Annotated in this window: 6 protein-coding genes; 4 read left to right on the top strand and 2 right to left on the bottom strand. The window is 65.6% G+C overall.

Annotation, left to right across the window (positions count from 1 at the left end; genetic code table 11):
- Positions 1-98: 98 nt before the first annotated feature.
- Positions 99-284: a helix-turn-helix transcriptional regulator gene (locus tag ACJ73U_RS21615; protein WP_407779487.1), complete on the top strand. Its 186-nt coding sequence runs from the start codon at positions 99-101 to the stop codon at positions 282-284.
- A complete protein-coding gene (locus tag ACJ73U_RS21610; RefSeq protein ID WP_407779486.1) occupies positions 284-1,702 on the top strand; it encodes a tyrosine-type recombinase/integrase in 1,419 nt (472 codons plus the stop codon). The genes ACJ73U_RS21615 and ACJ73U_RS21610 overlap by 1 nt, the downstream gene beginning before the upstream one ends.
- A 488-nt stretch (positions 1,703-2,190) precedes the next feature.
- On the opposite strand, the gene ACJ73U_RS21605 is transcribed toward ACJ73U_RS21610, so the two are convergent.
- Positions 2,191-4,899 carry a glycosyl hydrolase 2 galactose-binding domain-containing protein gene (locus tag ACJ73U_RS21605; protein WP_407779488.1) on the bottom strand — a complete coding sequence of 903 codons (2,709 nt, stop codon included), beginning with the start codon at positions 4,897-4,899 and terminating at the stop codon, positions 2,191-2,193.
- 250 nt (positions 4,900-5,149) lie between these two features.
- Between ACJ73U_RS21605 and ACJ73U_RS21600 the strand changes: the two genes are divergently transcribed.
- Positions 5,150-5,671 carry a transglycosylase SLT domain-containing protein gene (locus ACJ73U_RS21600; protein WP_407779485.1) on the top strand — a complete coding sequence of 174 codons (522 nt, stop codon included), beginning with the start codon at positions 5,150-5,152 and terminating at the stop codon, positions 5,669-5,671.
- 176 nt (positions 5,672-5,847) lie between these two features.
- On the opposite strand, the gene ACJ73U_RS21595 is transcribed toward ACJ73U_RS21600, so the two are convergent.
- Positions 5,848-6,228 (bottom strand): MerR family transcriptional regulator, encoded by a 381-nt coding sequence (locus ACJ73U_RS21595; RefSeq protein ID WP_407779484.1) that lies wholly within the window; start codon positions 6,226-6,228, stop codon positions 5,848-5,850.
- 102 nt (positions 6,229-6,330) lie between these two features.
- Between ACJ73U_RS21595 and ACJ73U_RS21590 the strand changes: the two genes are divergently transcribed.
- Positions 6,331-7,020, top strand: a 690-nt coding sequence (locus ACJ73U_RS21590; RefSeq protein WP_407779483.1) for an SDR family oxidoreductase, incomplete at its 3' end; no start/stop codon positions are given.

Raw genomic sequence — 7,020 nt, 5'->3', positions numbered from 1 at the left:
TGGAGAGCCGAGTACGACCGCGCGTTGCTCGCGGCGGCCGGGCCACCGCCCGATCTTTCGGCAACTGAGCAACTGGCGGCCTAAGCAGGGGGAACATCATGGGGAACGACCGTCACCTGACCATCGACGAGATCTGCGCTGATCTGGACATCGCCCGGTCCACCTTCTACGAGTGGCGGGCCAAGAGGCGTGCGCCACGGTGCATCAAGCTGCCCAACGGTGACATTCGCATTCGGCGAACCGAGTACGAGCGGTGGCTTGCTTCCCACGAGGAGGCCGCCTGATGGGCACCAGCTACGACGTGCGGGTCTACAAGATCGAGGTACGGAGAAACGCGGCCGGGAAGGTGACCAGTCACCGCGTTCCCTGGGACGTCGACGGCCAACGGTTCAGGGAGACCTTCAAGCTCGACGCGCAGGCTGACAGCTTCCGGTCGGAACTGATCTCGGCGCAACGCAAGGGAGAGGCCTTCGACACGAAGTCTGGCTTGCCCACGTCCATGATGCGGACCTCGGTCGATATGAGCTGGTTCGACCTGACCGTGATGTATGTGGATCTGAAGTGGCCTGACCTCGCGGCGACGGCACGGCAAACGATCGCTGAAGCGCTCATTCGCGTTGCTCCGGTGTTCATGCCGACCGGTAAGAAAGCGCCTGACGCCAAGGAACTTCGTTCAGCACTGAGGCAATGGGCGTACAACACCAAGGTGCGCACTAACGGAGAGGTGCCTGCCGATGTGCAAAAGATCCTCGACTGGTGCTCACGCAACACGGTCTCGGTTCGGTTGGCGAATGAACCGGACCGGCTTCACCGTCTGCAACGCGCTGTTACCCGTCAGCTGAATGGCAAGCCCTTCGCCCCATCCGTGGCGCGCAAGACCCGCGCGGTGCTGTCGAATCTGTTCGACTACGCAGCTGATCGGGATCTGATCGACACGAACCCGATTCCTGCGATGAAGTGGACCAGCATGCCGAAGGGTAAGAGGAAGGTGGACAAGCGGGCCGTGCCGAATCCCATACAGGCGCGGACGCTGCTCCAGGCGGTCCGTGAGGTTCAGCGGAGCGGCCCGCGTCTGGTCGCGTTCTTCGGAACGATGTACTACTCAGCCTTGCGGCCCGAGGAGGCGGCTGCGCTGAACAAGCGGCACCTTGATCTACCCGCACCCAAGTGGGACGAGGAACGGAGCCAGTACCGCTATGACTTCGGCAAGTTCCACTTGGACATGGCGGAGCCGCATGCGGGCGCCCGGTGGACTGACAGTGGCAAGCCGCGGGACACCCGGCATCTCAAGTCACGAGCTGCTGATGAGGGGCGGTCGGTTCCGGTTCCTCCAGAGCTGACCAAGCTGCTGTGGGAACACATCAACGAGTACGGCTACGGTCCGGACGGCCGGCTGTTCTGCGGTGACCGGGGCGGTCAGGTCCCAATGATCACCTACACCCGCGTGTGGCGGGCTGCTCGCCGGCTCGCGCTGACCGAGGAGGTACAGGCGACTCCTCTTGCAGGCCGGCCGTACGACCTCCGGCACGCTGCCGTGAGTACGTGGCTGACTGGTGGCGTGGATCCGGCGACGGTGTCGGAGTGGGCAGGGCACTCGTTGTCGGTGCTGATGGAGATCTATGCCGCGTGCCTGTACGGGCAGGACGTGGTTGCTCTCCGGCTGATGCACCAGTCGTTCGGCCACAAGCCAGAGGGATCGTGACGACTGCCTTCTGCCCAATGCCTGCCCACGGAGGGCAAACACCACGAATGCGGCCGTGTTTCTGCTGGTCAAAGGGCTCTGGCGACTGTGAGTCCTTACGTCCTCCGGAGGCAGGTGTCGCAGGTTCAAATCCTGCCGTGGGCGCTCCGTCTTCACCTGCGGATCTACGCGTTGACCAGGTCAAACATATTCCAGTGTTGATCATCACCGCCTGCCGCTGGCAGGTCCTCGTAGGGGCTTACCAAGATCAGAATCGGCACGGGCCGAACTGCAGGCGGCCCCGGCGTCCTGATTCTTGGTCCGGCTCTCCCCTCGTCGGCGCTTCGCCTGGTGGGTCGTGACAGGAGGCCGGGCTGTCACTCACTGTGACGGGACCACGGGCGCAAGCGAGCCCACTCAGGGGTAAGAGCTTGGTAGGCCCAGAGCACAGTCTTGGTTGGGACTGAGGGGGTGCTTGCGAGCCATGGCGACCTCCCGGACTGGTGCCCTCAGTGGATAGTGACTGTGTCGGTGTTGGCGCCTGACAGCGTGACCACCGGCCTTGTGCCGTGTAGGTCGGATGGTCTGTAGGTTGCCGTGATTGTTTGGGACTGGCCTGGCCACAGGACGATGTCGTTCTCGGTCCAGGTGGTCCAGGGGGCGTTCACGACGTCTGCGCGTAGGAAGAACGCTACCGTGTTGGAGTTGTTGGTGATGGTTACCTTTGTGGTTCCTCGCCTGGAGGTGGTTTTTGCGGTTACCTGGGTTTTGGGTAGCGTTTGCAGGGCGGTCAGGTTCGCGTACTGGGTCATCGTGGCCTGGGGGTTTCCTTGGGTGGCGGGCCAGTTCACGACGTCCGGTGTGGTTGAGCGCCAGTAGACGTTTCGGTCCACTACCTTTCCGTGTTGGGTCAGTTCCAGTTCTACGAAGTACAACTGGCCGGACGTGGGTAGTGTTGGGTTCAGGAGGTGGTTGGTCACCTGCTGGCTCGTTAGGGAGAATCCGCTTACCTGCTGGTCATCCAGTACGTTGCCGGACAGGTCGCGGACCCTCGATCGTATTGCGAGGTCGCTTTCCGTGGTGGCGCCCAGGTTGTCCACCGTGATGGTGTTGTCGTCGTAGGTCAGTAGGGCGTGTAGGGGTTTGTTCGCCTTCTGGGCGCCGTAGAAGGCGCCTGGTTGGTCGCCGTCCTGGTTGAACAGGGACCACAGGAGGGTTGGCCAGCCCTTGTTCAGTTGCCAGTACACCACGCCCGTTGACGGGTTCGACTCGTCCGTGGAGTGGTCTATGAATGCCTCGAACTGGGATCTCACGTTCTCGTAGTTCGCCAACTGTGCCAGCTGTACGTAGGTTTCCAGGTTGGACCATCGGCCGTATCGGTTCGCGAGCGCGGTGTCGAACGTGTAGAGCGTGCCGAAGGCGTAGCCGCCGTGGCCCGTTGAGTAGTTGGCGTGGTACTGGTTGTACGCCGGGTCCTGCCACAGTTTCTGTTGTTCCTCCGGCGAGAGGAAACGTTGCAGGGACGCCAGTGTCGGCACTGTGTGCCCGGCACTTTGTTCGCTCGCGAATCCCCACGCGCCGCCCACGTTCGTTCTCGTGGAGTCGTTGGGGTCGAAGTGGGTGGAGTCGTACCAGTAGGTCGGCGGGACCCAGTCGTACGGGCCTTCCTTCTCGCCGGACGGGCCTAGTTTGGTCGTCTTCTTGTACTCCGCCGAGGCGATGACGGGGACCTGGAAGTCCGCTTCGGCGAAACCTGCCAGGGACTCGGTTTCCTGGCGTGGCAGCGGTTTGTTGTCGCTCCAGCCGTAGGTGATGACGCTCGGGTGGTTGCGTTCGCGTTCGCCGATGGTGCGGGCCGAGTCGTGCATGATCCTGAAGTCGCGTTCGGTCAGGTTGGCTTCCGACGACGGTTCCCAGCCGTCGCAGCACAGGAAGCCGCCGAGGATCATCAGGCCCGCGCGGTCGAACTGGTCGTAGAAGTCCTGTGGCATGTCGTGGCCTTCCAGGCGGATGCCGTTCAGGCCCATGCTCTTGATGAGCGCGATCTGCCTGGCCACTTCTGATCTCGAGTAACGCAGGAACAGGTCCGGCATGTAGCCGCCGCCGCGGAACACGAAGTCCTTGCCGTTCACCGCATAGATGCGGGCGCCATCCGGTGCCTGTGGTGAGCCACCGACCAGGCGGCTGGTCACCGTGCGAATACCGAACGTGTCGGTCGAGGTCGTGGAGGGCCTGCCGTGCTGGGAGACCACTGTGCGCAGGGTGTAGAGGGGCTGGTCGCCCATCGAGTACGGCCACCACAGCTTGGGTCGGGAGATCGTCACCGGCGCGAAGGACACCGTCTCGGTGGTCGACGCCGGCACGGTGACGTTCTGCCGCAGGGTGATCGGCCGTCCTTCGCCGGGCGGGGTGATCGTCGCGTGGACGTCGCCGCGCTGTTCGGTGGTCGAGTTGTTGGTGACGTCCAGTTTCACCGTGAGCGTCGACGTGCTCAGGTCGGCGGCGTTCTGCTGGACGACGTGCGCGTTCGAGCCCGTCAGCGCGTCGGACAGCTGGAGCTGGACCGGGAACTGGATGCCGGTGTCGTTGTCCGGCGGGATCTGGCTCCAGTCCAGGTGGGAGACCGTGTACATCTTCTTCGGGTTGTTGGGGTACATCTTGATCGCCAACGAGTTCGCGCCCGGATGGACCAGCGCCGTGACGTCGAAGGTGTGTGCGGCGTAGGCACCGCTGACGACGCCGCGGTCCGCGACGAGCGTGCCGTTCACCCACACGTCGCCCTCCCCCACCACACCCGGCACGACGAGCTTCGCGTTCTGCCGCGCGGTGAGCGTGAAGTTCGTGCGGAACCACCACGGCACCGCGAACCGCGGGACGGTCACCGGGCCGCGCCTGGTCACGTAGCCGAAGCACTGCCGCATGTTGTCGCTGTAGAACACGTTCGGGCACTCGCCGTTCTGCAGCAAGGCGTTGATCTCCGTGCCGGGCGCGCCCGCGTCGTCGGGCTTCACCGGCAGCCAGCCGTCGGTGGCGTACGACGGGTTGGAGACCTGCTCGCCGGGCTCCGTGGCCACGGCGGAACTCTGCACCTGCCAGCCCCTGGCACCGAGCGTGACGAGACCGCCCGGCCGGTTCGTCGCGGCCGCTGGCGCGGTGAGCAGAGCCGACGCCACCAGCAACGTCGCTCCCAGTGCGATACCTCTGACCGGTGAGCGCATGGCACGCCTCCCTTGTGTTAGGAAAATTACTAACACAAACCTCACGCTGGACGGAAGCCCATAGCTCTTCCGCGAGTGTTCGGGCGTTCGGCGGGCGAGAACGTATCGTGTCGGCAACCGGCCGGGTTCGATCTGGGGAGTGCGTGTGGGATGGCAACGGAGTGTGCGGTGGCTGGTCACGGCCGCGGCAGCGGTTTCCGTGGGTGGGTGGCTGTTACGGCGCGGAGCTGAGCACGCACACACCGCGGCGGTGGCGAAGGTGGTCAACACCGACGTGTCGCGGCTTGCCGGTCCGGTTCGCGAGCATGCCGGTGCTGCCGGGGTGAACCCGGTTCTGCTGATGGCGATCCTGGCCAACGAGTCCTACAAGCCGCACATCCCGCTGCTCGAGCGGGCGTGGCAGAAGCTCCACCGGGACTCGGCGCTCGGGGTGGCCAACATGCACCGCGGCGCCTATGAACGCACTCGGCGTGGGCGTTCGTTCGCCCGGCGGTCCTGGAAGGAACTGGCGCACGACGAGAGCCTCGCCGTCGAGGCCGCTGCCTGGCACCTCCACGACCTGGCCGCGCGGCTTCCCGGCCGGGCGAGCGGCTTCACGGACGACGAACTCCTCGCGATGGGTTACAACGCGGGCGCGCGCAACATGCTCAGGTTCGCCCGGGGTACCAGGCCCGGGGCGCAGGCGCAGGCCTACCTCGACCGGCTCCGGGAGCACTGGGCGCAGGCGCGGGACGCGGTGGGCACCTCCAGCTCGGTGCGGGCCGGGAACTAGTACCAAAGGGACAGGACCTGCGGCGATTCTCGCGAGAGCAACCACCGGGCGCGACGTTGACCAGCCGCTTCCGCGACGGCGAAGTTGATCTGGCCTCGCACTGGCGCTGGTCGCACGGACCGCGTCGCTGATGGTGGTCATCAGCTGTCGCCAGTCCGGGGTTTGCCGGCAGTTGGTCAGGCTGTGGCGGCTGTCTGGGTGAACGCGCAGTCCGTGCTTCGGGTGCTTGCCGCGGTGATGATGCTGTCCAGACGCTCGCGGGTGGTGGTGAGGTCGCGGATCTGGGCGTCGATGCGTTCTCGTTCGGTGGCGAGGCGGGTGAGCATGGCGTCAGTGGCGACGCCGGTGTGTATGCACGGGAGCAGGCCGGTGATGGCCTTGCTGCTCAGGCCGGCCGAGTAGAGCGCCTGGATCCACCGGACCCGTTCCACGGCGTCGTCGTCGTACTGTCGTTGGCCGGACGGGCTTCGTTGCGAGGTCAGCAGGCCCTGCTCCTCGTAGTACCGCAGCGCGCGGGTGCTCACGCCGGCCGCCGTCGCGACGTCGCCGATGCGCATACCTCGTCCCCTCTGGTGATCCGGGCCACTTCTTGCTTGCCCTTGACGTCAACGTCAGGTTTTAGCGTAGCGGTCGTTCGCTCATCGGCAAAGGAGAGAGTCATGGACGTCAAGGGTTCGGTCGCGCTGGTGACCGGTGCCAACCGTGGGATCGGGCGGCACTTCGCGCGGCAGCTGCTCGAGCGGGGCGCCGCGAAGGTGTACGCCACGGCGCGTGCTCCCGAGCGCATCGACGTGCCCGGCGTGGAGGTCCTGTCACTGGATGTCACCGACCCGGCGTCCGTCTCGGCGGCCGCGGCCACGGCGACGGCCGTCACCCTGCTGGTCAACAACGCCGGGATCGCCGGACAACAGAACCTCGTCGTCGGGGACCTGGACACCATGCGGCTGGAGATGGAGACGCTTTTCTGGGGGTCGCTGCGCACCATCCGGGCGTTCGCGCCGGTGCTGGCACGCAACGGCGGCGGCGCGATCCTCAACGTGCTGTCGGCCATGTCGTGGTTCTCCTACGACGGCGCGAACTCGTACGCGGCGGCCAAGGCCGCGCAGTGGGCGTTGACCAACGGCGTCCGGCTCGAACTGGCCGGGCAGGGCACGCTGGTCACCGCCATGCACATGGGCGCGGTCGACACCGACATGATGGCCGGGTACGACATGGACAAGCTCGACCCGGCCGACGTCGTGCGCCTCGCCATCGACGGGATCCAGGCGGGAGAGCTGGAGATCCTCGTGGACGACGCCAGCCGGCAGGTCAAGGCCGCCCTCGCCGCCGACCCCAGCGCCCTGTACCCG

The organism is Actinophytocola sp., assembly GCF_045807065.1.
Lineage (GTDB): Bacteria > Actinomycetota > Actinomycetes > Mycobacteriales > Pseudonocardiaceae > Actinophytocola.
The sequence above is the reverse complement of the archived record's forward strand: the minus strand, read 5'-3'. Positions and strand labels throughout refer to the sequence as shown.